Origin of the sequence: Candidatus Palauibacter sp. (assembly GCF_965208055.1) — a bacterium.
Classification (GTDB): Bacteria; Gemmatimonadota; Gemmatimonadetes; order Palauibacterales; family Palauibacteraceae; genus Palauibacter.
In genome coordinates, this window is sequence record NZ_CBDBNY010000004.1 from 26,309 (window position 1) to 51,842 (window position 25,534).

Sequence of the window (25,534 nt, forward strand, 5' to 3'; positions counted from 1 at the left end):
CATGCGGCCTGAGGCGCACCGCAGGCGCACACCCGGAGCCTCTCTCGACAGGCGGTACCGTGAAGCAGTACTTCGAGGGGAAACATGTGGACCAGAACGTCATTGAAGGGTCTCTCTCGCTCGAAGAGGACGCCGAACATCGAGCCTCGGTGGAATTCGAACGGCAATCCACAGCCCCCCCCAAGCTACCGTTTCTGATCGGGAGTCGGCACGGTGAGCCACCGGCCCCGGTAGTCCGCCGGCAGGACGGCTTCCCGCACCACCGTTGAACGCCGCCCGTTTTCCACGAAGGTCACGCGCACGTCCACGCGCTCCACGCCCGGCGGCAGACCGAAGTGGGCCGGCGCGGCGCCCTGGGAGCAGTAGCCTCCACCCGTGTCGAGCAGGCGGGTGCCCAGCAGCTCCCCGCTCGCGGAGTCGAGGAGCTGGACTTCCGCGCCGGGAACCACCGACCGTCCCGTGGCGTCAACGGCCACAACCTGCAGCGAGCGGGCGGCCGCGCCGGCGTCGAGAAGGTTGCGGTAGAGCTGGTGGGTGCCGCCGGTCTCATGGTTGTTGGCGATCGACAGGTCCAGGTCGCCGTCGCCGTCGAAGTCCGCCCAGGCCACGCCGTGGCTCGGTCCGTGCTCGAGGAGGTTGGCCGGAAGCGCGTTGTGGAAGCGGCCGCCGCCGGCGTTCATGAACAGGTGGTCCTCGACCGCGGCGATGCCGGACAGGTAGGACGTCACCACCAGGTCGGGCAGGCCGTTGTGGTCCACGTCGCCCCATACGGCCGAGGTGGAATGGTAGTCGACCCCCAGCGTGGCCGGGTCGGTCACGTCCGTGAAGGTGCCGTCGCCGTTGTTGCTCCACAGGATGTCCGGCCCGTAGGTGGCCACGAATATGTCCAGGTCGCCGTCGTTGTCGTAGTCGGTCACGGCCGCCGCCACGCTGCCGTATTCCGGTCCCCGGCCGGGGCGGTTCATGCCGAGCGCAGGTGCGACGTCCACGAAGGTGCCGTCGCCCTCGTTTCGGTAGAAGGCGTCCTCGTCGCCGTTCTGGTTGGACACGTGGACATCCAGGTCGCCGTCCCGGTCGTAGTCGAACCACGCGACGCCCACGGTGCGGCGGGGATCGCCGATCCCCGACTCCGCGGTCACGTCAGTGAAGGTCCACGCCGGACCGCCATCCCCCCGAGCCCCGTCGTTCCGAAACATCCGGTTGGGCTGATCGCGCAGCGCGACGAACAGGTCGAGGTCGCCGTCTCCGTCGTAGTCGATCCAACTGGGTTGGCGGGTGGTGCCCACCAGATCCACGCCCAATCCGGGCGCAACGTCTACGAAGCTTCCGTCGTCGTTGCGATACAGGCGGTTGGGTGAGCCCGCCGTCGCCGGATACCCCACATAGAGGTCCGGATCGCCGTCTCCGTCGTAGTCTCCCCAGGCACCCGCGCGCGTGTCCTCCAGATCCGCGAGCCCGACCTCCGCCGCCACATCCACGAAGCGCCCTCCGTCGTTGCGATACAGGAGGTTCGGCGTGTAGCGCATCCCCACGAACAGATCCAGGTCGTCGTCCCCGTCGTAGTCGATCCAGGAGTTGGACTGGGCTCCGGGTGTCTCGAAGAGCTCCGGCTGAACCCGGTCGAAGGCTGCGGGGTCGAAGCCGGCGTCCGGCGCGGCGCAGGCCGCGACACAGGCAAGGAGGACGAGGATGGCGCGCAATTCAACCCTGCGTCTTCAGCTTGAGTCTGTACCGCCGCCGCCCCATGTCGACCTCCCTCCGGTCTGCGTCCACGATAACGGTTGGACGGTACACCAATCGACGATTGGACGCACTCTCCTGGGACACCACGTCGTTCGGCGACGGACTCTTCGCCGTGCCGTCCGCGAGTACGTGGAAGTGGTACGGCAGCTGTCGCTTGGCTAGGTTGCTCGCCATGCTCACAACCCCTGACGGCTTTCCGTTCCCGCTCCTGCATGCACCGCCGTCCCCTCGTCGCGGCTCTCGAGTTCGGAGTGCATCCAAGTCCGGAGGCGACCGGCGGCATGGGTGAGGCAGTCGGTGCGGGAATCCCCCGGCTATTTCATCGTCAACGCGTCCTTCTCTCTCTCCTGAGCACCTTCGGAGGAAAGATGGGCGAGAGCGATGTCCAGCGGCTCCTCTTCGACTACGGCCGCCGGTGTCGGGCGCGCCACATCGATCCGCCATATGACTTCATTGCGGACGAGCACGGGCCGCGTTCCTTCACCGCCGTAGCCGACCGGGACAAGCTCGCGTCCCGCGGCATCCTCGTCTCCGGTACGTGGCATCTCACGGCGGAAGGCCATCGGCTCGCCCGTAGTCTCAAGAACCGCGACGTATCCGTTTTCGCAGCTCGTTTCCGGAGCCGAGGCCCGGGCGACCCTGGAACTGGCGGGAATCGCCGACCGCCGGCTGCCCATCGCGACCGCAACGGAGCTGCGCGAGACAATGCCCACTCGAAGGATGGCCTTCTCGCGACGATCGGTTACGAGGGACGAAGCTACGAAGCCTACTTCAGCAAACTTCTCGAGTCTGGAATCTCCCGCCTCTGCGACGTGCGGCGGAACCCGCTCAGTCGCAAATGGGGATTCTCGAAGCGACTCCTCTCGCAAGGCTGTGACGAGCTCGGCATTCGGTATGAGTCCTTCCGGGAACTCGGCATCGAATCCGGGGCGCGCGCGAACCTCGGCGACCGCGCAGCGTACGAGCGCCTCTTTGCCGAGTACGAAGCCACGACCCTGCCTCGATGTCGGGACGCCGTCGGCAGAATCGCCGGATGGATCGACGCTGGAGAACGCGTGGCAATCACCTGCTACGAACGCGATGCCGGAGATTGTCACCGTTCCCGTCTCGCCGGGGCTATCGTCGCGACCGCCGCCGGGCCTCTGCGGCCGAAGCACCTGTAGGCGACATGCTGACGAGAGACCGCATCCTCGTGACCGTCAAGACCTATCCCGAGCTGTCGAAGACATACGGAGAGACCGTGTGCACGGCGGGAATCCGGGAAGATGGTACGTGGGTGCGTCTCTATCCGGTGCCGTTCCGCCGACTGGACGAGGGCGAGCAGTACAAGCTTTACGATTGGATCACATGCCCTCTGGCCAGGCACTCGCGGGACCCGCGTCCGGAATCCTATCGGCCGACCGGTGAGATCGAGCGGATTGACCACGTCGGGACTGCGGATAGTTGGCGGGAGCGCCGGGAGCTTCTCCTCGGGCGTCCACACGTTTACGGGTCGCTGGACGAACTCATCAAAGCCGCGAAGAACAACGTCTCGTCGCTCGCGGTCTTCAAACCCGCAAGGCTCATCGATTTCGAATGGGAAGAAACCGAACGCAAGTGGGATACCGGCAAACTGGAGGCCATGCGTGCGATCGCGAACCAGCCGGACCTGTTCGACGATCAGTCGTGGAGTCGAACGTTTCGGATCGTCGACAAGGTCCCGTACAACTTCTATTACCGCATTCAGGATGCTGACAGACGCGAGAGTCGCATGCGGATCCTTGAGTGGCAACTCGGAGCGCTATATCGGAATTGTCTGCGCTCGGCGGAGGGTGACGAGACCAAGGCTCTCGCGAAGGTGAGGCAGAAGTACTTCGACGAATTCGTGAAGACCGACCTGCACCTCTTCCTCGGTACCACCCTCGCTTGGCACAGGCGGGCGCCGAACCCGTGGACGATCGTCGGCGTCCTCCCCATACCGCATCAGAAGCAGCCAGATCTGTTCGTTCGGGAAGTCGTCAGCGCACCCTGCGTGGGAGACGCAGCGCCGGTTGCTGAGCGCCCGGCGAGGGTCGGCCGCTCCCGCTACGCTGAGCAGCGGCTCCCACAGGCGTTCGTTCAGGGTCTCGAAGCCAGTCTGCGGAACGATCTGCCGGTCGAACCAGAGGTACCGGACCAGTAGTCGGTCAAGCGCCGCCATCTGCTCCGCGGACATGCCCTGGATCCGACCGTCGTTGGAAACCCCGCAAAGGAGCACGCCTCCGCTCGCGTTGGCGAAGGCCCCATCTCATCGGCGAGATCTTCGCGCCGCGGGCTCGTCGGTCGGTTCCCGCTGAACTCGATCTGCTTGAACTCCCACCCGCTGTCCTCGCCCAGGCGCAAGCGCTGGCGGAGTTCCTCGCGCATGGTGGCTGTACCTCGATCGCGTGGCCGGCCCGTACGGCGCCAGCTCACGTATCTTGCAGCGATCACCCGAACCGTCGGTCAAACCGTCACAAAGCGTTCCACCAACATCTCGCTGGTGCGGTCGCGGGCCTGCCAGAGATCGTAGGCCATCTGCATCCCCAGCCAGGTTTCGGGCGTGGATCCGAACGCCTTCGATAGCCGCATGGCCATCTCGACCGAGATGCCCGTTCGGCCGTTCACCAGTTCGGAAAGCGCCTGTCTGGTCACGCCCAGACCCGAAGCGGCTCGGGTCACGGTCAAACCGAGGGGCTCGAGACACTGCCGCCTCACGATGCCGCCCGGATGCGGCGGGTTGTGCATGGTCATGATCCGCACGCTCCTCAGTGATAATCCACGTAATCCACGTCGACCGCCGCGCCGTCCTCGAAACGGAAGGTCACCCGCTAGGGGAGTTGCTCGAGGCTTCGGGTCTGCGGCAGGGCGATCCAGCCCTCCTCCTTTGCCAACTCTTCATCGCCGGGCGGGATCGGTTCGCAGCGGCTGAGCGCGGCCGCCCGAGCGACGAGGGCCGCGACCAGCGCATCGAGCAGGTCATCCGAGGCAGTGCACTGAGCCCAGTCCTCCTCGGAGAGGGTGAGCCAGTCCGCCGTTCGGTCCTTGAGATCACCAACGAGCCGGGCGCGGACCGCCGCTCCCTTGGCGCGCTTGTAGCCGCGCGAGGGAAAGCCCCATACGTGGAGGGCCGCTGCGGGGTAGACTTCGACGAAGCGGCCGCCCCCGCTCCGGTCGATGGATTCGCCGGTGGCCGCCGCCTCGGCGAGCAGGCGGGCGCCTCGCATGGCGGGCACCGCGATCAGATCCGTCGAGACGCTGAGCGGCCATCGACCCAGCTTCTCCCTTACGAACGCATCGGTTCGCCGGAACCGAAGCCGTGGGACTTCGGCGGAAGGCCAGACCGTTTCCGCGGAGTAGGCGGCAACGGCTCGGGTGAAGGGCGCGGGCCAACCGAAGGGGGCGTCGATGCCGATCTTGTCCGCGCGCCGGAACAGTTCATGCAGGTCACGGTCCGTCGCGCCCAGCGAGAGCGACTCGACGCGTGCCGAGCCGAGATCCCAACGAATCAGCCAGGTGGCTGTCCGCTTCGGCTGCGATGCGAGGTCGACTCCGAGCGTGACGGATGCGGGTTCCGTCATCTCGACGGTGCGCCTCCGGCGATGTGCCCGGGAATCACGAGTCCTTCGCGCGGTTTCGGCTGGCCTTCAGGAAATCGTCGATGAGCGCCATCAGCTCGTGGATGGTCGCCGATCCGCCGGCGATCAGGCCGGCCGTGAGGAGGATGTCGGTGAACTGGAACAGACCTTGCTGGAACCCCGACGCGGCAGCGCCGAAGTCGAAGATCGGGCCGAGGAGCCGGACGCCGGACAGCGAAACCATGATGCCCAGCGTCAGGCCGGCAAGCAGCGCCCGCTTCTGGGTGCCCGCCCTGTATTCCTGCAGCTCGCTCTCGGCCGCCGCCCTGCCGCTGTCGTCCGCCGCGCGCGCCTGCTCCTCGAGACGAGTCTTCCCGCCCTGGCGCCACGCCTTGAGGAGCACCTCGAGCGAGCGTTCCACGAACAGGGCGACGATGTAGAGGATGCCCAACTGGACGAGCGCGGTCAGAAACGGTCCCTCTCCCGACGCTACGTCGATCGGCGTCAGGGCATCCCCCTGAATGACGACGACGACCCCCAGCGCCACGACCAGCAGGGCCACCCAGATCCGTCCGATGTTGCGTTCCATGTATGTGCCTCCCGATATGCCCCCGGTTCCTCCGACAAGTCGCGCCGGATCTTAAGGTCGGCTCGGCAGGGCACCAACCATGATGGGGTCGCTGCGCGCTCAGCGATGTTGACAGTCGTCAACGTCGGCGGCGAAGCCGACCGCACCGAAGCCGTCCAGGCGTGCCGGTGATGGCGGATGGCCCGACCGCGGCTAGATTGAACCGTTCGTTGACGGCCACGGATCCGGATGACCTTGGAGGTGGAGGATGAAGTACCGGGTGGCGCTTCAAGAGTCCGAAGAGGGGTTCTCCGTCTGGGTTCCGGGTCTGCCTGGTTGTGCGTCGCAGGGGACGACGGAGGAGGAAGCCCTGGCGAACATCGCGGACGCCGTCCGCGAGTACTTGGACGTGGCGGTCGAGAATGCCGCTGGCATGGTCATCCGTGAGATCGAAGTCGCCGTATAGGCCGTGCCGAGGATTCCCGGTGTCAACCGCCTCCGGGCGGTGCGCTCGAGAAGGCAGGCTTTTGCATCGCTCGCCAAGGCGCTGGTCTGACGGAACGGGAATCGGGGCAAACGACCGTTGGCGAAGGCCCGCACCCGCCAGCCCCTGATCGGTCGTCTACGTGGCGAGAACGCTCCGGTGGCGAGACATTGTCGTGGCCGACAGACGAATCCCAGCCGCAGGGAGAGACGCCGTGTCACGAACCCGTCGTTCGACGCTCGCCGCCGTCCTCGTCATCGCCCCGCTCTCGAGCGCCTGCTCCATGCTCTTCATGACCAGACCGCCCAAGGCCGAGGGACCGGTGGAGCGTGGACACTGCACGCGCAGCGCGGCGGCGCCGATCCTCGATGGCGTCTTCGCTCTGAACGCTCTCGCCCTCGCCGCCGGGGTCTACGGGCCATCGCGCGACGACTTCGACTCGGACGACACCTTCGACAACTACCGATGGGGTAGCGGGATCAACGCAGGCGGGCTCGCCGTCTCCGCGATCCACGGGGTCAAGTGGAGCCGAGAGTGCAGGCGCCGCACCACGCAGAGCGAGCAGGCGATTCGCGATCACCTCCGCGTTCTGGCGGCACAGCAGTCAGGCGACGGTCGGAAACGCCCCTGATCGATCACTCCAGATCCGGGGTCTCCGCGGAAAGTCCTCCGTGAAGTTCAACCTCGCCGCTCCCCGGCGTCCAGCGCGAGCGCTCCATACTCGGCCAGCGAGTCGAGAGCCGCCACGGCGTTGATCCTCTTCTGCGTGTTCAGAGATGTTGGCGGCGTCAATATCGCCGGTTATATCGACGGCGTCAATCAACCCCGGATCGACCAGTCAAGGGAAGAACAGCCAGATGGCTCTCAACGGAGAGATCGCCACCCGACTTCGATGGGTTTGGCGGGTCGCCACCGGCGTTCGTCTCGCGACGGCGGCGGTCCTCGTCGCGATGAGTGGGTTCCCAGCCCCCGTGGCGGCCGCCGCGCAGGGGCGAGACGGCTTCTACCTGCGGGGCGATCTCGGGGACTCGGACGCGCTGACTCTGCGGGGGAGCCTCAAGGGCTTCGATCCGCCGACGCGTTGTGATCGGCTGTTGCATCCCGACCCCGCGAGTGTCCCGCGCGATCCGGGGTGCGCCGGCTTCGGATCCGGGGTGTTCGCGACGGCGCGGTTCGATCGCGGCGCGGAAACCATGACCAGCGCCACCGCTCTCGCGCTGGGGTACTCACGCGGTCGGATCCGGCTGGAAGCCGAACTGAGCAGCACCGCGCTGGGCGGAACCTCGGCGCCGCTCGTGGACGCGGGCCGGCTCGCGGGGGAGACCGCGCGGGAGTGGAGCGCCGTCGAGCCACCCTCGGCCAGGCTGTCCGGGCTCACCGTCACGGACGTGTTCGTGAACGCACACGTCGACTTCGACAATGCGTCGCGTTTCACGCCGTTCGTCGGCGTCGGAGGTGGCGTGTCCACGGTCGTCCTCGCTTTCGAGGCATTACGGGTCCGACGAACGCTCGCCGACGGGTTCGCGCCCGCGGGCGGCGTGGACCCCGCGACGGACGAGGTCATCCCCGCATGGCAGACGCGCGCGGCGGGCACGGCCGATCACACGTCGCTCCTCCTGGCCGAACCGACCCTTGGAACGAATCTGATCGGAGGGGTGGCCTGGGAGGCGAACGAGCGCTTCAGCATTGCGCTTCGAGCGCGCTATGCGCGTTACCGCGATGTCCGGAAGTCCGGAGAATGGGATTTGCTGCGAAGCCATGCACCGGTGCTCGGGGACGGTGGCACGCCCGCAACGTTCGAGCTGACGCTCGGCGACATCGCCTTCTACTCGGTCACCGTCTCGCTGGCCTACGGGCTCTAGCGACCGGCGCGCATCCCGTCCAGGAGTGTCGCGGTGGTCTGCCGGATCAGGCCATCGACATCCACGGCCGTGAGGATCTGTCCCTCGATCAGCAGGGACGCGAGGCCGTGTACGGCGCCCCACGCCACGTAGGCCTGAAGGTGCGGATCCTGTCGCTTGATCGTGCCGCTCTCCTGGTATGACCGGACGATGCTCACGAGTTCGTCGAACAACCCGTTCGCCACCTCGCGGAGTTCGGGGTGGTCCTCGCGAGTGATCGCTTCCTTGCCGTACATCAGGCGATAGTGCCCCGGGTTTTCGAGCGCGAACCGCACGTACGCCCGCCCGACCTGCGGGAGCCGCTCGATCCCTGCGTCCGGGTCGCCCGCACCCACCGCCTCCAGGCGCTCGCGAAGGCGGTCGAAACCGGCGGCGGCGACCGCGACCAGGAGCGCGGACTTGTCCGCGAAGTGGCGATAGGCTGCGGACCGCGACACGCCCAGGCGCCGCCCGATCTCGCGCATCGTCACGCTCGAGGTCCCTTCCTCGTCGATCATCGCGGCGGCTTCGGCGAGCAGTGCCGCCCGCAGGTCTCCGTGGTGATACGCCGTGGCGTTTTGGGTCATGGCGCAAAGGTGATCGGTCCAGGGGTGATCAGCAATGTTGACGGCGTCAACGGAGCGGACTAAGTTGACGGCGTCAACACGCTTGGATCGACCACTCGAAGGAGGGAAGGCAAGATGGCCGGCAACGAGGAGATGACCGGATTCCTGAAGGCGGGCCTGGAGCGAAGCCTGCCCCGCGAGCAGCTCAAGGGGGTGCTGCTCGAGGCGGGCTGGCCGCGGGATCAGGTTCGACGCGCCCTGGACGGTTTCGCCGACGTCGCGTTTCCGATCCCCGTCCCGCGCCCCGCGCCGTACCTGTCAGCTCGTGAAGCTTTCGTCTACCTCGTGCTCTTCGGGACGCTGTACGGGAGCGCGATCAGCTTCGGGAGCCTCCTGTTCGCGTTCATCCACCAGGCGTTTCCCGATCCTTCCCTGGAGCCCGCGGCCGCGCTGCAGATGGCGCGAGAGGAGATCCGGTGGTCGATCTCCTTCCTGGTCGCGACGTTTCCCGTCTTCGCCTTCGTCTTCTGGACGAACGACCGCGCGGTCCGGAAAGACCCGGGCCGACGGCTCTCGCGAGTGCGGCAGTCGCTGACGTACCTGTCCCTGTTCGTGGGTGCGGCCACGCTCATCGGCGTGGTCACGAGCATCGTCTACAACCTCCTCGGCGGCGAACTCACCGTCCGGTTCGCCCTGAAGGTCCTCACCGTCGGCACGATCACCGGCTCGCTGTTCGGCTACTTCCTCCGCGACGTGCGCAAGGAGGAGGTGGCGGAATGACCCTCTCGCCGCGATCCATCGTGCTGGGCGTCTCGGGAGCCGCCGTGGCCGCCGCGGTGGCGCTTGGACTTGTGTTCCTGGGCTCTCCCGCGCAGGAGCGCGAGCGACGGATCGATGACCGGCGACTGTCCGACCTGCACGGAATCACGGCGGCTGCCGATCTCTACTGGACTCGACACGGGCGGCTTCCGGCATCTCTGGACGACCTGGCGGCCGAGCCCAGCGTGCGGATCGGCACCCGCGATCCCACCACCTCGGAGATGTACGAGTACCGGGCGCTCGACGAGGGACGCTACGAGGTGTGCGCCACCTTCGCGGCGGATTCCGGGGAGCCGACGGGAAGCTCTTCGATCGTTCAGAGGAGCTGTCAGGGCTGCCATGGCCCGGGCTCGCCCGTCGCGACCCGGGTCGAGGGTCCAGTGGCTGGGCACGTGGCGTTTCGGGATCTGTGGGCGCACGGCGCGGGGCGGCACTGCTTCCAGATGCGAGTGCGGTGACGCGGCGGCCGGCGCCGTTCGAAGCCCTGGGACTGCGGCGGGAGGCCAGACCGTCTCGACGACACGCCGCCGCCGTTGCGCCCACCGACAAGGATCGCACATTCACTCCTCGGGGATCGCGATGCGCCGGCAGCGGAGGGGGATGATGCGAGGAACAAGGGTCAGTATGGCGCCGTGGTCTATCGTCGCCGCCATGGTCGCCTGGGCCATGGTTGCGCCCGGCCTGCAGGCCCAAGAGGCGGATTCTCTTCCCGTGGTGGCGGCACAGGACGGTTCGCAGGTCAGCGTGCTGGCCGGCATGCGAATCGATTTGGGCGGTGTGCCTTCACCGGGAGCCAGCCTGGAAGTGATGGCGGATTCGCCGATTCGGCATATCTGGATGTCGCTGCAATTCCTGGCTCAGATGACTCGTTGGAACGTTCAGTACGACTCGATGACCAGGCGAGATCACGGATACCTGGGCCGGGTTCGGGCGGGCCTTGGCACGGGCGCAGGGCCGAGTATCTACGTTCTCTTCGAACACGGAATCGGAATCATCAAGGCCGACCGCGAGCGCTTGCTCGGACAAACCTACGAAATGACGGGCGTCGGACTGGGCGTGGGGCTGACCGTCGGCAGAGTCACGGGCTCGCTCGAATTCGTTCTGGGAGGAGCCGACAGAGCCGACCCCGATCTCTACGGAGGCCTGGGCTTGTCGCTGCAATACCGCTTGCCGCGAATCTTCTGACTCGAGTTGCGATCGAGAGTGCCCGTCCTACAACCCGGTGGCGCGCCGCCCGCCTCCTACAACGAGTGGCCGCAGGCCCGTTAGTCAGGCAGGGCGATAGCGTCGGGCTCGATGAGACGGTTTCCTTGGGCCGCCTGCGCAGTCTCTCGGTAGATTGCCCTCGGCGAATGGGCCAACTCCGAACTCGCCCTCTCGTACGTTTAGCGATCCCGGACTACACACCGGGGGATGGGGGGTGAGGTCGCCAGCACGGTCAGTCCAACGCCGGAGGGTATCACATGACGGGGACTGCCCCGGGGATTCCTGAGTTCTTCGCGGAACTGGAGGCGCGCATGCATACGGCACGGCACGCCGAGTCACGCCGACTTCAGCGGTTTTTCGTCGAGCTGAATCCCGTACTGGAGGCGGCCCGAAAGCTGGAGCGAGAGCTTGACCGGCATCTCGCCCATCGCTTCAACGTCTTCGACTACATGGGGGACGGTGGCCCGAGCGAGGTTCTGCTTTCAAGAATCATCGCCGATCTGCTCAACCCCGCGGCGCGGCACGGCCAGGGCACGTCCCTGCTCGGGATTCTGCTGGACGAGCTGACCGCGGAAAGCGGCACACCCATGCCGAGGCCGGACTTCTCGAGGCCGGTTCGCGTGCAGGTGGAGCGCGTGATCACCAAGAAGCGTCGCATCGACATCACGGTGGATATCTCGACCCGCGCCGGGCCTTGGTGCCTGGCCATCGAGAACAAGCCCTTCGCGGACGATCAGCATCACCAGGTGCGGGACTATCTCAGGTATCTCGAGAAGGAGTACGAGGATCGTTTTCTGCTGATCTACCTGTCTCCGCGCGGCAAGGGGCCTACCGCTTACAGCCTGCCGAGAGCAGCAATCCCCAAGTGGCGCGGGCGTTTGGTCGTCATGCCTTATTGGGGGGATCCCGGGGGCGCGACTTCAGAAGGGGAGTACAACGCCGCGGCGGACGAGAGCGGCGTCGACGGCGATGGAGGAACCGACGCGAACGAAGCGAACGCTGACAACGAGGCGGACGACGCGGCCGAAGACGAACGAGTCCTCACGGACGACGTGTTCGCCGACTTCCGGACTCGGTTCTCTCTGGCCGGTTGGTTCGCCGCTTGTCGCACGCAGTGCCACGCGGACCGACTCCGGTGGTTTCTCAGGGATGCCGAAGCATTCTGCCGACAACAATTCGGAGGACATTCGATGGCGACGGACAGCAACACGCAGGCCATACGGGAGTATCTCTTCGCCAACCCGAATCAGCTGGAAACCGCTCAGGCCGTCGGGAATGTCTGGCCGAAGCTCAAGGCAGAGCTGTGCGGAGGGTTTCTGGAGCAACTGCGCGCGGAGGTGCATCGAAGGGTACAGGAGCAACCCGATATCGCTGTGGATCTCCGCGTAGAATGCAGATATGGCGGCGAGAAAAAATGGTCCAACTTCCTCTGGCTGTACCGCGGGTGGTGGCCTCCATGGGAGAAGCACACCAAGGGGCATCCTCCGGTCGAGGGATGTACAGGGGTTGTCCTGCAATCTACCGGGCCGGGACCGAACCGCTGGCGGTGGGGGGTGCTGCATCCGCTCGGTACGGCCCGCATGACCGCCATGGAGAAGGAGCGGCGCCAAGAGCTGAAGGAGAGGCTTCGGAGTCACCTTGAGCCCGGCTGGAGTGACAGCTGGTGGCCCCATGCCCGCAAGGTCAGCGATGAAATGACCCGTTGGGACTCCCTCCTTCCGGACCTGTACCGAGAATGGAAGGCCGGCGGCGGGCCCATCACCGATTACTACGTCGATGGCATGATGGATCTCGCGACGAGTGCGATTCCCGTCATCGACGAGGTCGAAGAGAAGTGGAAACAGGCAAAGCTTGAAGAACAGGACTTGTAGGGACCGCGGCTGAGCAGGCTCGAGATTGCAGTGAACCTCGTCGATCCCCCGAGACGACCCCCAGCGTGACGAGCTCAGGCTCAGTCATCTCCCGGCTGCGGGAAGTGCCGTTTCAAGAAGCACTCAATCTGGTCGAGTCGTTTGTCGAGTTCCGCGTCAGCCAAGTGACCTCCTTCATTACGGCCGTCCGCGGATCCACGCGGCGCTCAGGGCCGAGGGCGAGGCGGCATCGCTCAGCGTGTTTCTCGAGATGTGCGAGGAGGACGGCGCCGAGCCCGGACGCCCGTACTCGGATCCAGCTTTCCATGCGCGCACGGACCGAGTTGGAGTGCCTCGTTCATAGCGTCGGAGTTCGGATTCTGTCGCTGGTGAGATGGTGTTATGGTGCGTTCATTCGAGGACCTCGATCCGGACGAAGACATGCCCCGTCTCACGATCAGCCTGAGTGCTTCCACGCACCGCGCCCTGAAGGAAGCTTCAGCGCGGCAGGGCCGTTCGATGGGCGCGATCATCGAGGAGAGCCTCGACCTTAGAGGCGTCCGGCCGATCGACACGGCCAGGGACATCGTGGCCCGAGCCCGCGCGCAGGCCCGACTGGAAACCGATGAAGCCGCGGCCGTGGCGGTTCGGGAAACGAGACTGCACCGCGAGGGACGGTAGACTGATCCGCTGACCGACGCCGCGACGAGTGCCGGACGCCGCTGGTGACGCCGCCCGTATTCATCGTGGACACGAACGTGATCGTGTCGGCGCTGATCGGGAACGATTCGAAAGCTCCCCCGGCGCAGATTCTGGAGGCCATGCTCGGCGGGAGCCTCCTGTACCTCATGTCCGCCGACCTTCTCACCGAGTACGCGTCGGTGTTGCGCCGTCCCCGCCTCGTTCGGCTCCACGGGCGACCGGAGAAGGAGATCGACCTGTTGCTCGCGGAACTGACGGCGAACGCGATTTGGCGCGACCCGGCCCCGGGCGACCCGGCCCCGGATGCCAACGACCACCACCTCTGGGCTCTACTGGCGAGCTGGGCCGGAAGCCGTCTCCTTACGGGTGATCGCCTCCGGGTCGAGAACGCTCCGGAGGCGGGGCTTGCGGTGACCCCTCGCGACTGGGTGAACCTCAACAAGAGCCGATAGGCGACAGGTGGAGATCGCCCTTCCAAATCGCAGCCACCATCGACCGGAATTCGACCTGCGAGCTTTCCCTCCTGTCTCTCCCTTTATCGCGACCCCGACGGCCGCGAGAGCAGGTCCAGCGGGTTGCTCAGCATGGCATCCGCCGTCTCCTCCACCTCGGCCAGGCGGTCCCGAACCGACTCCGCCACCTCGCGGATACCGTCGAGTTCCGTATCGATCGCGACGTGAATCGCTTCCAGCTCCGACCGGACGGTCTGGACGGCTCCCCGTACACTGCTCGTCACCCACCACGCCGACCCGATGATCGTGACGATCAGGGCAAGGGGAACGATGAGGTTGCTTTTGTTCGATGCGCTCGTGCTCGATGCCATATCTGCCTCCCATTTTCTCGGGTCGGTAGGCTCTTAGCTCTGCAATTGGTGGCTCGATCATACGGCGACGAAGCGCCGAGCGTCACGGATTCGGGTTCAGTCATCCTCCGGCGGCGGGAAGTGCGCATTCAGGAAGCGTTCGATCTGGTCGAGTCGTTTGTCGAGTTCCTCGCCTCCGAAGTGACCTCCTTCATTGTACCTTCCGAGCGCGGCCGTGGCCTCGTCTTCGTCGATGTGAGGGAACCACTCGGCGAAACGCTTTGGCCCGACCCAGATACTCAATCCTTCGCCGCTCGCGCCTGCTCCCGGGCTCGCGTACATGAGGAATCGACGGCGGTCCGACGGCGGCGCGACTCTCACGGAACTCCGCTGCGGCTGCACCGGAAGACCCGCCTGCTCTGACATCTCGACGAAGCGATCGAACTGCTCGCCCACGCCCGCATCAACAGCCCGTGCACGGATCGCATCAACCGTCAACCGGCCTCTTGGACGGGGTGGCCCGACGGGTTCGTCAACCACCTCCCGAATCAGCAGCTGCGGGCCGCCGTCCAGTTCGAACACCTCGAAGCTGACGACCTCGATCGGGAGGCCGAAGCGTCCGAGAAACTCGCTCGTGCGCTCCAATCCCGGGTGAATGCCAGCGCCGACGAGCAGCAGGGCGATCTCCCGATCGTCCCCTTCGTCGGCCAGAAGTTCCCGCACTCTTGGAGACAGCGTCTTCGGATCTCCGACCTTGTTGAATCCACCTTCGAGCTTCCGAAAGAGTTCATCGGCATCGAGACGGGCGAGTGACGCGGCGTAGTAGATGGCCTGTCCCAGTGCGCCCGACCCGACCATCCCCGGCTTGACCTCGATCACCACCCAGCGATCCTGCGAGTCGATCGCCAACAGATCGAGCCGTCCATCGTCGATCGATACCTGGCGGCCGACCAGCATCAATCCCTCGCCGATCAGTGTCACATCGTTCACGATCCAGTCTTCGAGCTGCCGCTCGAGTTGGATGTGGGAACGCCCGACCTTCTGCGGTTCCCGCTGCACCGAGCTGTCGTCGTTTCGCGTTTCCATCGTCCAGACTGCCAGTCTCGTCATGTTTCGATACCCCGTAGCTGCTCCCCTCCGAGGCTTCGATAGCGATCCAACGCGGTTCGCCTCATGCCTGCGGGGAAGTGTTTGGTGACCATTCCGAATGCGTTGTCGAGTCCCCACGCGTATCCGAGATCGATGGTCGCCTCTCCGGACGGTTCGATCTCCCTCCGAGTGGGAATCTTGACCCTGTTCGCCAGCTCCACGACTTCATGGATCGTGGATCTGTCCGAGAGCACGACCGGTGCGCAGCACTCGATGGCTCTTCCCATCAGGAGCGTGGCGAGGCGCCCGGAAGCAGCCGGAAGCTGGTCCCACCGGTTCCAGATGATGGGGTAGGCGTTCGTCCGCTTGGCGTGATCGAGCACCTGGAAGCAGGCGGCCGCATCCAGGATCCGCTCGCTCGGCACCACGCCCACGTAGACCGACCCGTGGTCGGTCTCGACGCAGAAGCCGGCATCGGTGCGGTCGCGGCCGGAACAATCGGGAACGGCGGGCTGGCCGTCGCGCAACGCAACACGAATCGGCTTTAAAGGCGTCCCGTTCCGCGGGCCTCTGGGCTTGTCGGCGGACGGGATCGTCGACCAGTCGAGCGGCTCTCCAACGGCGGCCATGTCGAGGTCGAGCACGTAGATGCTGCCGGCCTCCGTGCACTCGGAGAGAGGCTGTGAGACTCCCCAACCCGCCGACCTTGCCGAGAGCTCGGTGCCGTCGGGAGCGAACGCGAAGGGGTGGGTTCTCTTCCTGGTCGCGTCGTAATGGAGCGTGCAGAGCGCGAAGAAACGGTTCTCCACCGCCCGCAACCGGAGAATGGACGACCACTTGATGTCGGTCACGTTGTCGAAACTCGGATTGACCCAGATGTGTGCGCCGTTCCGCGCGAGATAACGGGGAAGGAGCCCCAGGTAATGGTCGTGACAGATCGTCGCTCCCACCCTGACGCCGCCCAACCGGAACGTCGGAAGCTGGGCGGTCGCCTCCCAGTCCGGCCGCTCGAACGCCACGGCGTCGGCCGTCGAGTGTTTCGCGTACACCCGGGAACGAGACCCGTCGGGATCGAACCGAAGGAGTACCTGCCAGGCGCGGCCGGTGGAGCCGACCGTCGTGTCGATCGCGCCCACGAGCAGCGGGGCGTCCAGGTCTGCGGCGAGCGTCGAGAGCGATTCGCTGCGTTCACGGTCGGACGCCGATACGTAACCTTCGGGAAAGAGCACGAAGTCGACCGCTTCCCCGGCGAAGGAATCGGCGGTGGGCACGTCCGGTTGCTGGGCCCCGGGTCCGCTGGGCGGCACGCCGTTCGAGGACTTCTGCGCGACCGGGGGGAACACCATCGCCACGCGCACAGTGGAATCCGGTCGTGCGGGCGCCGGGGAGATTCCCACGCCAGTTCGACTGGTCCGAAAACCTCCGTCGTGGATCAGGTCCGAGAAGCGCGCCCGGTCCTCCCGGCTATCCGGATCGAGCGAGCACCAGACCTGGTCGCGGGCGTAGAGCCGCACCGTCGGCTGGAGGCCCTGCGTCGGCGGGACGAGGTCCCTCAGCGTGTCGTACCAGGCGCGTTGTTCGTCGCGGAACGCCGGGTCGTTGTCCTTCGCGTCGTGCTGTTCGCAGAGCTCCATCCAACGCTGTGCGGAGAACCCGAGCGTATGCGTGTTTCCGTAGGCGGAGAGGGCGAGCTTACGCGGCCTCGTGAAGTGCTGGCTCTCGTCGAACTCGACGATGAATCCCGGGTCTGGAACCCAGTAGTCGCAGCCCGCCAACACGTTGCTTCGCACGAACCTGTCGATGCCGTTGCCGCGATGACTCTCCAAGATCCCGGCCACGTCTCTCAGGACTGAGGCAATGGGGGTTCCCGCGTAGGCTTCGAAGCGCGTCTTCCATCCGAACTGCTGATTGGGCAGGAACGCCCCGTAGATTCGTTCCAGGAGCTGGCCGACACGGGTCTTGCATGTCCGACACCGCTCGTCGTGCCTCCCAGTGTGGACCCTACGCGTCCTCCTCCCCGGTGCGGGCGATACGGGTGGTTCGCTGCCGTCGCGGACGGTGCCCCGGCAGTGGCACTCGACAACGGCGAAGCCCCGCCGCTGCAGGAACTCGTTGGACTCTTGCCCTCCGGAGAATCGATCCGAGGCCAGGAACTCGCCCGTGGCGATCTTATGAGCCAGCGCAATCGAGTACTTCGGCGGCAGATGCCTGCCCTCCGCGACCAGGCAGTAGCCTCGGCTCCTTCTGCCCGGTGGTACGCCGTCACGGACGATGCGGCGTATGGCTTCCTCGACGTGTGCCCTACTGATGCGCCTTGGGATCACGAGTCCTCAGCGACCCCGTGGGTCGTTTTCGTTTCGCGACTCGTCGAGATAAAGCATGTACAGCGGCACACTCCCAAGGTCGCGCGACTCAGCGAAACGTGTTAGGAATCAGCATGCGACCGGCGCGGTTGCCTGTAGCGACCCGACTGAACGGTTGCCTTCTGGGGCGGCGGCTCTCTCAGCGATGAGAGGCCGCCGCTCCTCTTACATCCGACCGTGAGCGCCGCCACGCCCCGGTCCGGGCAAAGCCTCCCCAAGAAGACAAAGGGGTTCACCGACCCTCTCAAACTGCGTTCTGATTCGGCAATTACAAGTACCCCCGCAAATAGGGGGGGCAGTGGGCTGGCCGGGTGCGCCAAACGGTTGGCATCCGAGTACCGCAGTCAACAAGTTCGTCGAGCGGTTGCCGGGCGTCGACGAGTGGCAGCTCCGCCCGGTGCTCGAGCCCGAAGCGGAGGCGCTGAGAACGGTGCTGGAGCGTTGAGGCGGCGTTCTACCAAGGCACTCCCGCCCGCTCCCGCTTGATCGCCGATGGCGTCTCCGGCAACCTTGCTGCGCGGGAGCCGGCGGCGCCCCGCCGGACGACGATATGGAGGATCACGGATCAACCGAAGGGCTGTGGGAATGACTGAATCGACCTGCTGCGACCAGCTCGGTCGACCTTCCTACGCGGTGGCGGAAGCCGGCCGGCTGGCGGGCCTCACCGCGGGGCGGGTACGCCGCTGGCTGAGGGGGCATGAGTATAGCTACGGTGACGCCGTGCGTGGTCAGCCGCCGGTGCTGCAGGGCAGTGGGACCGAGAGTTCCTACGCGTCCTTCCTGGACCTTGTGGACCTGCTCTTCGTGAAGCGGTTTCTCGATCACGGCGTGTCGCTTCAGAAGGTCCGTCGCGCGCTTGACGAGGCTCGCCAGGTCCTGTGCACGGACCACTTCGCGAGGCAGACGTTCTTCACGGACGGCGGGTCGATCTTTCTCGAACTCCAGGAAGGAGTCCACAAGGGCCGGGGGGAAGCGATCCTCGAACTCATGTCGGGCGGGCAGTGGGTGATCGCGCCCGTTATTCGGGAACTTGCGCACCAGATTGAATTCGAGTCTCCGGAGGGGTTGGCCAGCCGGTGGTATCCGCTCGGTCGGAATAGGCCGGTCGTGCTGGATCCCATGGTGTCGTTCGGCGCTCCCTCGATAGCGGGTCGAGGTGTCAAGACGATCAACATCCACGATCTCTTCGTGGCCGAAAACGAGAGCTTGGAGTCTGTCCGCACCTGGTGGGACCTGACGGACGACGAGATCCAAGCGGCGGTGGAATTCGAGCGTCAGCTGGCGGCATGAGGTTCTTCGTCGATGACACCCCAAACGTGGCTTAGCTGTAATGGGCCGCCGGTTGCCATGCGGTACGGCTGAGGGAGGGGGGAGTGGAGCCGTGAGAAACACGATGGAGATCGGCGGCTACCGGGCCATCATCCAGTTCGACGCCGACATCGAGATGTTCCGGGGCAGGTTCGTCGGCCTGAACGGCGGCGCGGACTTCTACGCCCGCGACGTTTCCGGTCTCAGGAGGGAGGGTGCGGCATCGCTCAAGGTGTTTCTCGAGATGTGCGAGGAGGACGGCGTCGAACGGGACGCCGGTACTCAGGGAGGTTCAATGTGCCCATCCCGTCCGAGCTGCGCGCGAACGTCGCCGCCGCCGCGGCCGCCGAAGGGAAGAGTCTGAAATCAATGGGTCACCGACACGCTTGGCGACCGCGTCGCACCCGGGATGGCCTGACCGCGAACCAGCGCATCGACGTCGACATCGGTTCCCACGCGTCGTCTCGCTCGTCTTATCCTCCGGGCGTCACGCGGACCTCTATGTCGTTTGCCTAGCGCGGAGATGACGAGTCCACGGCTGACCACCGGGATTCAACACTCTGGGAGTTCTACGTCGTTGCCGAGCGCGACCTTCCCGAGCCAAAGTCGATCGCCCTGAAGGTTCTCCAGGATTTGACGTCACCGTGCGGCATCGACACGCTCCCGGCAGCCGTAGACGCCGCTGCGGGGTGTGTCGGTGAACGTGCGGCCCAGATTTCACCGTGCATGAGCAGACCCGTTCAGCAACCCATACCGTTAACACAAGGAGTTCTATCGCGTCGCCCTGCAAGAGGGAGTGAGGAAACCGGATAGCGAACCAGAGATGTCCTTCTCTGCAAGTCGCGAGAACAGCCTCTCAAGTACGTACGACCACATCTTTTCGTGCACTTTTGCTGGAGAGACGTGAACCGTCCGATCTCCCGGATGCGATGTCTGCCGCTTCGACTCCAAGCAGGATTGGCGGGAGTGGCGGCCTCGCCCGCATCATCAAGCCCAGCGGCAAAGGCTGGCACCCGGATGAGGTTGTCCGGCATGATCCCGACCTTGTCGCCTAGCATGATTTCATACCTTCTCGAAAGCAAGGCAATCGGGTCCGGACACAGGAACTACAGCCACCGGCGAAGTAACCGCAGGATCAAGCTCCCTAACGCTTCCTGCACGGTAGCACGCCAGGCCGTGGGGTTGACATGAACGGCTTCGGCGATCATATGTCTAGATTAGGCACCTGATGGACACCAAACGGATATGGTTAGAGTTTCTCGGCAAGAGGAGTTAGACCAAAATGAGAGAACGATGGGAGCATTACGAGGACGTTACTCCTGCGCCGCTCGTTGATCAATTCAGCATACAAACCGCCGACCACAACATTTTCTATATTACATTGGGTCAGCTGTCCGCTTCATCAACCGCACCGACCGAAGAGACGGAGACGGATCCGCTTCTGATACGCCCGATCATAAGATTCGCCATGGGCATTGACGATGTGAGAGCTCTATCTTGGATATTTCAACAGATTACAGCGCATGCAGATGAAATGGAACAAGGGAATAACGATGCTTAGCAACATCACACATGATACGAAGCCAACAACGCAACGACGACAATGGGGCACTCCATCACATCAATTCAAGAAACATTCACCAGGAGCGAAGAGTGTTGAGTTTTGGAACCCAAAAGAATACGCACCTGACGTCGCCCTTATACAACCTACGACTCAGGCTGTGATAGAAGCAAGGTTTAGTAATGTCACGAAACTCAATTGCGTAAGCAAACACACAGCCCCTATCATTGCTAAGCATGCCATGCAAGCCAGTATGGCTCTACTTGATCTTGATCTGCAATCGATGTCGCTGAAATATCAAATATTTCGCGTGAATCTACGTTATGCATTGGGGCCCTACGTAATCATCGATGGTGAGTGGTGTGTGTGGTACAAGGATTCCATTCTCGGAGTGGTCGTCAAGCGAGAACCCTGGAGCCTGATGGGGGCTGGAAATACACTGGAGACTGCAATCGAGGATTTCCGGAGAGAAGCGACGGAGATTGCTGAGATAATGCGACATGAGAGCACCGATGAGTTAACTGAAGAGGCTCGTCGGATGCGGGATTTTGTTCTTCGCTATCTTCCTAAAGATGAATAAAACTTATTCTCGTAGAGATATTATACAAGGCTTAATGCGTAAAGGGTTTGTCGATACAGACAACAAACATAAACACTTCAGATTCATTAGCGATGGTCAGAAGACACATATCACAACAATGGTGTCCCACGGGCGTGGTGGCAAGGACATCGACATCGGCCTACTCAAGCGGATAGCCACGCAATGCGCCCTATCCATTGGGGACTTCTGTGACCTAGTGGATTGCACGCTTACATCAGAAGAATATCGTGATTGTATCAACACCTTATTGGCTTCCCAAGAGCCCCCTTGGCCTGCCGGCACTCGTGTTTCGAGACGAGAGCTTCCGGAACTACCATCGTCCCGATAACCATCGCCGAATCTCTCCCGCTACTAACTACTGAGTGTTGTTCCGCGAATGTGCTCAACTTGTATGTAGATTCGGTTGCCAGCGTGGGTGGGATCGAGGGAGTGTTGGTTGGCCTGATGTACTTTGGGACGCTGGGGAAACGGGTAGGTCCGCACGATGGCGAGGGTTGGTCGCGAGGTCAGGTTCAACCGGTACGTTCACCAGTCCGGGGCTGCGCGGACGCCGGAGTGTCAATGGGCATCGAAGATGTTGCGGGCCGGATTATGTGGCGGACGGTCCGCATCGTCCGGCTGCACATGAGAACTTGCCATATCCCGGCAACATAATTTTCTGATTGGGAGTCGTTCGGCCATGATCCTGTCTCCACCCCACAAGGAGGCACGATCATGTTCGAAGCTCTGTTCATCGACCGCGACACGATAGCCCGCTATCGGCGCGCACCGTTGCTGGAAGAACGGCTGAGCTACCTGAAGCACTGCGCGCGGGAGGGCGCACGGCCGCTCACATTACGAACGGTCGCGGCGGCTCAGATCGCCCTGATTCATCTTCTGGACTTGCGCGAAGGCGAGCGCGTCAGTCTGCCCCGGATCGAGGCGGCGGCCGACCGTCGATCGAGTCGTCCGGCGCAACCGACGGCGCGTCGGAACTTCGTCAGCCGCGCGGTGCGATGGCTACGCTTCGCGGGTCTGCTCGATGAGCCCTGTGGAGTACGGCCACGGCACGCTCAGGTCGCCGAGGTCGCGGTCTTCAGGGAGTGGATGCGCAACGAGCGCGGATGGTCCGAGTCGACGATTTGTAATTGCTGCAATACGATCGACCACTTCTTCGACTGGCTCGGCGAGTGGGACATTGCCTTGGATGCGGTCGTAGTCGCCGATATCGACCGGGCTGTCGTGCGCTGGCACGCCCGCGGCTGCAGTCGGAGCACGATCCGCATGTACGGACACCGTCTGCGCCCTTTTTTCCGGTTCGCCGAACGCCGGGGCTGGTGTTCCCATGGGCTGGCTGACGGGATCATGCCTGTTCGGTTCCATCCGGCTGAGGCGCTCCCGAAGGGGCTCAACCGGGACGAAGTGCTACGCCTGCTCGCGACCTCCGAGGGCAGCCGGCCGGCTGCCCTTCGCGACCGTGCCATCCTGATGGTGCTGATCGCCTATGGCTTACGTGCCGGCGAGGTGGCCGGCCTGCGGCTCGATGATCTGGACTGGGCCAACGAGACTCTGCGGGTGCGGCACCCCAAGCCGGGATGCACGCATCACTACCCGCTCTCCCGCGGTGTGGGGCAGGCGATCGTGCGTTACCTCACCGAGGCTCGTCCCCCACGCCCGGAGAGGGCGCTGTTCCTCACGCTCATCGCCCCGATCCGTCCGGTGACCCGGCAGGCAGTTTCGAACGTCGTCAGGACACGCCTCGACCGGCTCGGCATCACCGGCAAGCGTCGCGGTGCACATGCGCTTCGTCATGCTGTCGCCCAGCGCCTGCTCGACCACGGCCTGTCGTTCAAGGAGGTCGGTGATTACCTCGGCCACCGCTGCACCTCGTCGACCGCGGTATACGCCAAGGTGCAGCTCAGCACCCTCCGCGAAGTCGCCGACATCGACCTGGAGGGCCTGGCATGATGCTCCGGGACGCGGTCCACGACTATATCGACTGGCGTCAGGCTCATGGCGCCAAGTTCCACGCCGGCGCATACCTGTTGCACCGGTTCCTGAAGCATGTCGGCGGGAGCGCCGGGTGCGATGCCGTCTCCCAAGCCGACGTTCTCGACTTCCTTGCCGGTACAGGTCCCCTCACCCGGTACCGGGCCAGCAAGTACGGCGTCCTGGCCGGCTTCTACCGCTACGCGATCAGTCGCGGCTACGTGATCCGCTCACCGCTTCCGGCACGCGATGATGAGCCGGCCCGACCCCGGTCGTCACCACCTTACGTGTACTCCCGTAACGAGTTGCAACGCCTGTTCGACGCCATCGATGTCAGTCGGCAACGTTCGATCCAGATCGACGCCGATACTCTGCGGGCGCTGCTCCTGCTTCTCTACGGCGCGGGCCTGCGATTCGGCGAGGCCCAGCGCCTGACCCTCGACGATGCCGACCTGCCCGATGCGCTGCTGACCATCCGCGACACCAAGTTCCACAAGGCCCGCCTCGTTCCTGTCGCCCCGCAACTTGCCGATGCGCTGAGGGCCTATGCCGCCAGCCGCGCAGAGCGCCCGTTGCCCAAGGACACGGCTTCGACCTTCCTCGCCAACCGGGACGGCACGCCCCTGGCCAGAGGCACAATCCACGGCGCGTTCGCCAAGTTGCTCAAGGCCGCCGGAATCGGTGCCCCCAATGACGGACGGCGAGCTCCGTGCCTTCACTCCCTGCGCCATGCCGCGGCCGTTCACCGGCTGGAGTCCTGGTACCGGCAGGGCGCCGATGTCCAGCGGTTGCTGCCGGTGCTCGCCACCTGGCTCGGCCACGCCGATCTCAACGGCACCCAGGTCTATCTGTCCATGACGCCTGAGCTGCTGCATCAGGCTTCGGTCCGCTTCGACACCTACGTCAACGGAGGAGACCATGAGTTATCCAAGCACCCTCGGCCCCTGGCTCCGCCGCTTCCTGGCCGAATACATCGTCACCGAGCGCAACCTCGCCCGCAACACGCAGAAGAGTTACCGCGACACCTTCGCCCTCCTTCTCCCGTTCGTCCGCGCCAGGACCCGCAAGCCGGTCGAGCGGCTCGCGGTGCACGATCTCACGGCACGGCACTGTGCGGCAGTTCCTCGACCATCTCGAAAGTGACCGCGCCTGTTCCGTGCAGACCCGCAACCAGCGGCTGTCGGCGATCCGCTCCTTCGCGCGCTTCGTCGCCAGCCGTGATCCCGTACATATCGAGTGGAGCGCCAGCATCCGCTCCATTGCCTCGAAGAAGGCGACACCGCAGCCGATCGGCTGGCTCAGCAAAACCCAGTTGAACGATCTGCTCGAGGTCCCGGACCGGCGGACGCCGAGAGGCCGGATCGAACACGCACTCCTGCTGTTCCTCTACAACACCGGGGCGCGCGTCTCCGAAGCTACGAGACTCGTGGCCGGAGACCTGCAGACCGGACAGCACGACGGCGGACACGCGCTCGTCAACATCCATGGCAAGGGCGGAAAACAACGACAGTGTCCGTTGTGGCCGCGAACCGAATCCGTGCTCAACAACCTCGTGCAGGGACGGGAAGCCGGCGATGCCGTATTCCTCAGCCGGCAGCAAAGGCCCCTACACGCGGTTCGGCGTCTACCGGCTCGTCGAGCGCTGTGCGGCCCGCGCCCCGTCGCTCACCGGAAGAAGGATCACGCCACACACGATCCGCCACACGAGTGCCTGCCACCTGCTCCAGGCCGGAGTCGACCTGAACACGATCCGCGCCTGGCTCGGCCACGCCAGCCTCGATACCACCAACATCTACGCCGAAATCGACATGGAGATGAAGGCAAAGGCAATGGCACTCTGCGATGCCGCCGGTGCAGGGCCGGATCGCCCGTGGAAGGCCAACAAGGGGCTGATGGCCTTCCTGGCCGCACTCTGAGTGAAGAAAATTATGTTGCGGAAAATGGAGACTTCTCATGCTTCCATAGGACGGTCCGGGCGCTCCGCCACATAATCCGGGCCGCAACATATAACAAGTTATGTTGAATACCACATAACTTGTTCCTCTTGACGAAGGGCTTCACGTAGATCGGTGGAACCAATCTCACTTCGTGGCCGAGCGCCCCCATCTCACGGCCCCGGTAGTGGGCGCTGGCGCACGCCTCCATCGCCACCGTACACGGCGGCTGTGAGCCGAGAAAGCCCGGCAGCTTCCCGCGGCTCAGCTTCCCGCGGTACGCAACCGACCCGTCCGCCCTCGCCCCGTGTACCTGAAAGCTGCGCTTCGCCAGATCGATCCCGATGATGGCAACCTCTTCCATGCGGATGCCTCCTCTCTCAGATGGTCGACTGAATCGCTTCAGCACCATCCTGGCACATCGCGATGCCGTCGGGAGGGGGCGTCCACTCCATCGTCCTTGTACAGCCAGATCTTACTCTGAGCAGCACGGTGTCCGGAGGTCAAACGTAAAC

The 25,534-nt window shown here is 64.5% G+C and carries 26 protein-coding genes and 4 pseudogenes; 19 read left to right on the plus strand and 11 right to left on the minus strand.

Annotation, left to right across the window (positions count from 1 at the left end; genetic code table 11):
• Positions 1–185: 185 nt before the first annotated feature.
• Both ACOGXI_RS00470 and ACOGXI_RS00475 read right to left on the minus strand, forming a co-directional pair.
• On the minus strand, positions 186–1,700 hold the full coding sequence (locus ACOGXI_RS00470) for an FG-GAP repeat domain-containing protein (RefSeq protein ID WP_419936950.1): 1,515 nt from the start codon (positions 1,698–1,700) through the stop codon (positions 186–188).
• A gap of 1 nt (position 1,701) precedes the next feature.
• Positions 1,702–1,917, minus strand: coding sequence for a hypothetical protein (locus ACOGXI_RS00475; protein ID WP_419936951.1), 216 nt, complete (start codon positions 1,915–1,917; stop codon positions 1,702–1,704).
• 194 nt (positions 1,918–2,111) lie between these two features.
• Between ACOGXI_RS00475 and ACOGXI_RS00480 the strand changes: the two genes are divergently transcribed.
• Entirely contained in the window at positions 2,112–2,906 is a 795-nt protein-coding gene (locus ACOGXI_RS00480; protein WP_419936952.1) for a DUF488 family protein, read from the plus strand.
• Between the two features lie 128 nt (positions 2,907–3,034).
• On the plus strand, positions 3,035–3,904 hold the full coding sequence (locus tag ACOGXI_RS00485) for a hypothetical protein (protein ID WP_419940243.1): 870 nt from the start codon (positions 3,035–3,037) through the stop codon (positions 3,902–3,904).
• A gap of 15 nt (positions 3,905–3,919) precedes the next feature.
• On the opposite strand, the pseudogene ACOGXI_RS00490 reads toward ACOGXI_RS00485, so the two are convergent.
• The 4 genes and pseudogenes from ACOGXI_RS00490 to ACOGXI_RS00505 form a co-directional block, all read right to left on the minus strand.
• Positions 3,920–3,979 (minus strand): annotated as a pseudogene (locus tag ACOGXI_RS00490) (hypothetical protein); the annotation flags it as partial.
• A gap of 227 nt (positions 3,980–4,206) precedes the next feature.
• Positions 4,207–4,494 (minus strand): HigA family addiction module antitoxin, encoded by a 288-nt coding sequence (locus tag ACOGXI_RS00495; RefSeq protein ID WP_419936953.1) that lies wholly within the window; start codon positions 4,492–4,494, stop codon positions 4,207–4,209.
• A gap of 77 nt (positions 4,495–4,571) precedes the next feature.
• The gene (locus ACOGXI_RS00500; RefSeq protein WP_419936954.1) at positions 4,572–5,321 is read right to left on the minus strand and encodes a DUF429 domain-containing protein; all 750 of its coding nucleotides are present in this window, start codon (positions 5,319–5,321) and stop codon (positions 4,572–4,574) included.
• Positions 5,322–5,355: 34 nt separating this feature from the next.
• Positions 5,356–5,907 (minus strand): hypothetical protein, encoded by a 552-nt coding sequence (locus ACOGXI_RS00505; RefSeq protein ID WP_419936955.1) that lies wholly within the window; start codon positions 5,905–5,907, stop codon positions 5,356–5,358.
• Positions 5,908–6,154: 247 nt separating this feature from the next.
• Between ACOGXI_RS00505 and ACOGXI_RS00510 the strand changes: the two genes are divergently transcribed.
• The 3 genes from ACOGXI_RS00510 to ACOGXI_RS00520 all read left to right on the plus strand — a co-directional run bounded on the left by ACOGXI_RS00510 (position 6,155) and on the right by ACOGXI_RS00520 (position 8,232).
• On the plus strand, positions 6,155–6,352 hold the full coding sequence (locus ACOGXI_RS00510; protein WP_419936956.1) for a type II toxin-antitoxin system HicB family antitoxin: 198 nt from the start codon (positions 6,155–6,157) through the stop codon (positions 6,350–6,352).
• 232 nt (positions 6,353–6,584) lie between these two features.
• Positions 6,585–7,001 carry a hypothetical protein gene (locus ACOGXI_RS00515; RefSeq protein WP_419936957.1) on the plus strand — a complete coding sequence of 139 codons (417 nt, stop codon included), beginning with the start codon at positions 6,585–6,587 and terminating at the stop codon, positions 6,999–7,001.
• A gap of 226 nt (positions 7,002–7,227) precedes the next feature.
• Positions 7,228–8,232: a hypothetical protein gene (locus tag ACOGXI_RS00520; protein WP_419936958.1), complete on the plus strand. Its 1,005-nt coding sequence runs from the start codon at positions 7,228–7,230 to the stop codon at positions 8,230–8,232.
• On the opposite strand, the gene ACOGXI_RS00525 is transcribed toward ACOGXI_RS00520, so the two are convergent.
• A complete protein-coding gene (locus tag ACOGXI_RS00525; protein ID WP_419936959.1) occupies positions 8,229–8,837 on the minus strand; it encodes a TetR/AcrR family transcriptional regulator in 609 nt (202 codons plus the stop codon). The two genes, ACOGXI_RS00520 and ACOGXI_RS00525, sit on opposite strands and share 4 nt — an antisense overlap.
• Positions 8,838–8,951: 114 nt before the next feature.
• Between ACOGXI_RS00525 and ACOGXI_RS00530 the strand changes: the two genes are divergently transcribed.
• The 6 genes from ACOGXI_RS00530 to ACOGXI_RS00555 all read left to right on the plus strand — a co-directional run bounded on the left by ACOGXI_RS00530 (position 8,952) and on the right by ACOGXI_RS00555 (position 13,845).
• Positions 8,952–9,596, plus strand: a complete 645-nt coding sequence (locus ACOGXI_RS00530; RefSeq protein ID WP_419936960.1) for a DUF5671 domain-containing protein — start codon at positions 8,952–8,954, stop codon at positions 9,594–9,596.
• Positions 9,593–10,093, plus strand: a complete 501-nt coding sequence (locus ACOGXI_RS00535) for a hypothetical protein (RefSeq protein WP_419936961.1) — start codon at positions 9,593–9,595, stop codon at positions 10,091–10,093. The genes ACOGXI_RS00530 and ACOGXI_RS00535 overlap by 4 nt, the downstream gene beginning before the upstream one ends.
• Positions 10,094–10,259: 166 nt before the next feature.
• Positions 10,260–10,820, plus strand: coding sequence for a hypothetical protein (locus ACOGXI_RS00540; protein ID WP_419936962.1), 561 nt, complete (start codon positions 10,260–10,262; stop codon positions 10,818–10,820).
• A 332-nt stretch (positions 10,821–11,152) separates the two neighbouring features.
• Positions 11,153–12,712 carry a PD-(D/E)XK nuclease family protein gene (locus ACOGXI_RS00545; RefSeq protein ID WP_419940128.1) on the plus strand — a complete coding sequence of 520 codons (1,560 nt, stop codon included), beginning with the start codon at positions 11,153–11,155 and terminating at the stop codon, positions 12,710–12,712.
• Between the two features lie 381 nt (positions 12,713–13,093).
• Positions 13,094–13,372, plus strand: a complete 279-nt coding sequence (locus ACOGXI_RS00550) for a ribbon-helix-helix protein, CopG family (protein WP_419936963.1) — start codon at positions 13,094–13,096, stop codon at positions 13,370–13,372.
• A gap of 44 nt (positions 13,373–13,416) precedes the next feature.
• Entirely contained in the window at positions 13,417–13,845 is a 429-nt protein-coding gene (locus tag ACOGXI_RS00555) for a PIN domain-containing protein (protein ID WP_419936964.1), read from the plus strand.
• An 83-nt stretch (positions 13,846–13,928) separates the two neighbouring features.
• Here the strand turns inward: ACOGXI_RS00555 and ACOGXI_RS00560 are convergent, their stop codons facing one another.
• The 3 genes from ACOGXI_RS00560 to ACOGXI_RS00570 form a co-directional block, all read right to left on the minus strand.
• Complete coding sequence (locus tag ACOGXI_RS00560) at positions 13,929–14,216, minus strand: hypothetical protein (RefSeq protein ID WP_419936965.1); 288 nt, start codon at positions 14,214–14,216, stop codon at positions 13,929–13,931.
• A gap of 96 nt (positions 14,217–14,312) precedes the next feature.
• Positions 14,313–15,305 carry an endonuclease NucS domain-containing protein gene (locus ACOGXI_RS00565; RefSeq protein ID WP_419936966.1) on the minus strand — a complete coding sequence of 331 codons (993 nt, stop codon included), beginning with the start codon at positions 15,303–15,305 and terminating at the stop codon, positions 14,313–14,315.
• Positions 15,302–17,110, minus strand: coding sequence for a carbon-nitrogen hydrolase family protein (locus ACOGXI_RS00570; protein ID WP_419936967.1), 1,809 nt, complete (start codon positions 17,108–17,110; stop codon positions 15,302–15,304). The genes ACOGXI_RS00565 and ACOGXI_RS00570 overlap by 4 nt, the downstream gene beginning before the upstream one ends.
• Before the next feature lie 1,122 nt (positions 17,111–18,232).
• Between ACOGXI_RS00570 and ACOGXI_RS00575 the strand changes: the two genes are divergently transcribed.
• From ACOGXI_RS00575 to ACOGXI_RS00610, 8 genes and pseudogenes are all read left to right on the plus strand, one after another.
• On the plus strand, positions 18,233–18,937 hold the full coding sequence (locus ACOGXI_RS00575) for a hypothetical protein (protein ID WP_419936968.1): 705 nt from the start codon (positions 18,233–18,235) through the stop codon (positions 18,935–18,937).
• Between the two features lie 91 nt (positions 18,938–19,028).
• A pseudogene (locus ACOGXI_RS00580) lies at positions 19,029–19,327 on the plus strand (type II toxin-antitoxin system HicB family antitoxin); the annotation flags it as partial.
• Between the two features lie 910 nt (positions 19,328–20,237).
• Positions 20,238–20,516 carry a hypothetical protein gene (locus ACOGXI_RS00585; protein ID WP_419936969.1) on the plus strand — a complete coding sequence of 93 codons (279 nt, stop codon included), beginning with the start codon at positions 20,238–20,240 and terminating at the stop codon, positions 20,514–20,516.
• Complete coding sequence (locus tag ACOGXI_RS00590; protein WP_419936970.1) at positions 20,509–21,096, plus strand: hypothetical protein; 588 nt, start codon at positions 20,509–20,511, stop codon at positions 21,094–21,096. Before ACOGXI_RS00585 ends, ACOGXI_RS00590 begins: the two co-directional genes overlap by 8 nt.
• 735 nt (positions 21,097–21,831) lie before the next feature.
• Positions 21,832–23,064, plus strand: coding sequence for a tyrosine-type recombinase/integrase (locus ACOGXI_RS00595; RefSeq protein WP_419936971.1), 1,233 nt, complete (start codon positions 21,832–21,834; stop codon positions 23,062–23,064).
• Positions 23,061–24,401 (plus strand): tyrosine-type recombinase/integrase, encoded by a 1,341-nt coding sequence (locus tag ACOGXI_RS00600; protein WP_419936972.1) that lies wholly within the window; start codon positions 23,061–23,063, stop codon positions 24,399–24,401. The genes ACOGXI_RS00595 and ACOGXI_RS00600 overlap by 4 nt, the downstream gene beginning before the upstream one ends.
• A pseudogene (locus ACOGXI_RS00605) lies at positions 24,398–24,637 on the plus strand (tyrosine-type recombinase/integrase); the annotation flags it as partial. The gene ACOGXI_RS00600 and the pseudogene ACOGXI_RS00605, both read left to right, overlap by 4 nt.
• Before the next feature lie 22 nt (positions 24,638–24,659).
• Complete coding sequence (locus tag ACOGXI_RS00610) at positions 24,660–25,001, plus strand: tyrosine-type recombinase/integrase (protein ID WP_419936973.1); 342 nt, start codon at positions 24,660–24,662, stop codon at positions 24,999–25,001.
• Between the two features lie 118 nt (positions 25,002–25,119).
• On the opposite strand, the pseudogene ACOGXI_RS00615 reads toward ACOGXI_RS00610, so the two are convergent.
• A pseudogene (locus ACOGXI_RS00615) lies at positions 25,120–25,383 on the minus strand (IS110 family transposase); the annotation flags it as partial.
• Positions 25,384–25,534 lie beyond the last annotated feature (151 nt).